Source organism: Streptomyces sp. NPDC002784 (genome assembly GCF_053592135.1).
Map to the genome: position 1 here is coordinate 1 of NZ_JBSFVD010000136.1, position 2,173 is coordinate 2,173.

Consider the following 2,173-nt stretch of genomic DNA (forward strand, 5'->3'; position numbering starts at 1 on the left):
GGGGGGGTTGGGGTTGTGGTTGTTTTTGGTGTTTTCAGGTTTGCCGGGCCTCCAATTTGGGGGGGGGGTGGGCCCCGGCCGAAGGCCGGGCAGACCCCACGAAGCGGACGGATGTCAGGCGGTTTTCATGAGGTCGAGGGTCGATTCGATGGAGTTGACCTGGGCGACGAGATACTTGATCCACTTGTCGCCGGGGTGGGCTTGCTCGTGCGGGAGGACCGTGGCGGTCAGGAACCGGCGGAACTCCGTCAACTTCTCGGAGATCACAGACCGTTCGTACTTCTCGAGCACGTCCTTGAGGGCTCCGAGCTGATAGCCGTCGGCGCGGGTCCATGACAGCGGCGGCCAGCCGTTCTCGGCGATGATGTCCTTGAACATCGCGAGCCCGGATCGGACCTGGCAGGGCGTCAGGCCCGAAGCGCGGACCAGCTGCTGGAAGCTCAGCCCCGCGGGCCGGGCCTCGAACAGGATGAACCGCAGTGTGTCTGCGTGGCGTCTGGCCGCATCACCCCGGCGCCGCGAGGCCCGGGCCATGACTCACTCGCCTTTGAGGAACTGGGCCAGGGCGTCATCCATGTCGACCTTGCCGGTGTCGACGGCCTGCTCGATCCAGTCGAGCGTCGCCCGGCATTTCGCGATGTTCTGGTGCACGATCGCGGACTCGTCCTCGTTGAGCGTGCGGTCCCGCAGGCCGGGGACGGTGCGGCCGGCCGCGGCGACGAACGCGTGGCAGGCCGTGACCAGGTCAAGGAACTCAATACTCCTCTCGATGTTGCGGACCGCCGGAGCGAGGGGATGATGGTCCTCGAAGTGCTCGTGCGTCTGCCGCAAGCGGTCCATCTGGGCCCGGTTGGCCTGGAAGCGGGCGGTGTCGTCGCTCATCGCCTTGAACGCGACGTCCGGCCGGCGCATCAGGCTGGTCGCGGCGGTGGTCGCCACCGACTCGTCGCGGGTGAATTCCTCCACCACCCGGACCTTGTCCTCCGCCGACACTTTGGCCGCGACCTGCGGACGCTTCAGGAAGTCGGTGGTCACCGCCGCGGCGACCTCGGGCTCCCGGGCCAGCGAGTGGATCGCGGTGACCTTCTCCTGCGGCGTGATCGGTGTTTCGACCTGCTGTCCCACCCGGCGATTGGCGTCGTCCGTGGTCCAACGGGCCTTGCCGTTCGACGGCGTCAGGATCGCCTTGAACCGCTCGTCCTCGTCCTCGATGTTCGCCAGCGAGCGATGGACCGTGTAGGAGGCGAGCTTCGGCTGCCGGTGCTGTTTCGGCCAGCGGGACGCCACCCACCTGGCTGTTTTTACCGCTCCGACGCTCAATGCGATGTCATCCGACAGCCGTTGCAGCGACTGCTCGACCGTGTACTCACTTGACCCGACCAGGCCGCCTCGCTGCCTCATCGGTTCCACTTCCAGGGCGCGGTCCCCGATCGTGAACTGACCCCGGGTCTGCTGTTCGACGACTTCACGAAGCTCGGCGATGATCTGTTCGTAGCGGGACTGGCTGACCGCCCCGACGTTCTCCTCGGACATGGCTTTCACCACCCAAGTGCGGGCCCAGAAACGGCACTTCGGACCGTAACGGGACAAGGCCCGCATCTCTGTCGAGAGTCGGACCGCACATCCACAGATCACAATGGATGACCGCAAATGATCGGTTAGCGACCGAAGCGGGTCTCAGGATGCGTTCGCTCAGCGGTTACTGTGACCGTTCGCCGAACGGTTCCTTCCGGCGCTTCCACGCGCTCACCTTGCACTTCGTCGAGCAGAACACCGCGTCCGAACGGCGATCCACCCCCGCGATCCACCGGGTCCGCACTCCGGGCACTCGACCTCGCCGGCCCCGTCCTTCACCGCCGCAAGCCGCTTCCGCAACCGGTCCTCCACCCGCCACTGCCTGGAACGACACGCAGTCGAGCAGAACACCGCACCCCGACGGGCCTCCGGCCTCAACGGCTCCCCGCAAGCCCGGCAAATCCTCTTCCCACCCCGTATCGCACCCTCGGACACCGCACCAGGCTATGCCTCAAGGCTCCCAGAAACCGGGGATCAGAAACAGCTACTTGGTGTTGACGCCCTCAGTGGACGTTAAGTCCGATCTTCCTCGGTTCGTGATCGCTCGATCGAGGTACTGATCGTCGCGCAGGCCCTCTGTTGGGCATGTGCATGCTGA

Annotated in this window: 2 protein-coding genes; both read right to left on the minus strand. The window is 65.8% G+C overall.

Annotated features, from left to right (window positions below; all coding sequences use genetic code 11):
- Window positions 1-114: 114 nt before the first annotated feature.
- The gene (locus ACWD1Z_RS37195) at window positions 115-534 is read right to left on the minus strand and encodes a RacP protein (RefSeq protein WP_389421649.1); all 420 of its coding nucleotides are present in this window, start codon (window positions 532-534) and stop codon (window positions 115-117) included.
- A gap of 3 nt (window positions 535-537) precedes the next feature.
- Window positions 538-1,533 carry a DUF6192 family protein gene (locus ACWD1Z_RS37200; RefSeq protein ID WP_451125306.1) on the minus strand — a complete coding sequence of 332 codons (996 nt, stop codon included), beginning with the start codon at window positions 1,531-1,533 and terminating at the stop codon, window positions 538-540.
- Between the last annotated feature and the right edge of the window lie 640 nt (window positions 1,534-2,173).

Excerpts from the sequence above, each read along its gene's own strand:
- ACWD1Z_RS37195 (WP_389421649.1), bottom strand. The coding sequence starts at position 534 with ATGGCCCGGGCCTCGCGGCGCCGGGGTGATGCGGCCAGACGCCACGCA.
- ACWD1Z_RS37200 (WP_451125306.1), bottom strand. The coding sequence starts at position 1,533 with ATGTCCGAGGAGAACGTCGGGGCGGTCAGCCAGTCCCGCTACGAACAG.